Genomic DNA, 368 nt, shown 5'->3' with positions numbered 1-368 from the left:
TAGCCTGACGATAACCTACTTTCACACTGGTTGCAGCACTATCATCGGCGCAAAATCGTTTCACGGTCCTGTTCGGGATGGGAAGGGGTGGGACCGATTTGCTATGGTCATCAGGCTTTGACTTGTAAGCTTTGCAGCGCTTTGGCGCCGCAACAGCTTTAAAACTTGGAAGAATTCAGATTTATTATGTAGCGATTGCGTATCAACATACGCACAACATGCGCACTTCTCGCCTATAACCAATCAATGTTATAGGGACAAGCCTTACGGGCAATTAGTACTGGTTAGCTTAATGCATTACTGCACTTCCACACCCAGCCTATCAACGTCCTGGTCTCGAACGACCCTTCAAGGAGCTTAAAGCTCCG

The 368-nt window shown here is 47.6% G+C and carries 2 rRNA genes; both read right to left on the bottom strand.

The annotated features are described in order from the left end of the window. Positions 1-2: 2 nt before the first annotated feature. Positions 3-115: ribosomal RNA gene (rrf, locus tag GTP77_RS29935) — 5S ribosomal RNA — on the bottom strand. A gap of 138 nt (positions 116-253) precedes the next feature. Then, positions 254-368 (bottom strand): 23S ribosomal RNA (locus GTP77_RS29930); the annotation flags it as partial.

The organism is Pseudoduganella aquatica (assembly GCF_009857595.1).
In the GTDB taxonomy this organism is placed as follows: domain Bacteria; phylum Pseudomonadota; class Gammaproteobacteria; order Burkholderiales; family Burkholderiaceae_D; genus Rugamonas; species Rugamonas aquatica_A.
This window is presented reverse-complemented; position numbering and strand designations above follow the sequence as displayed.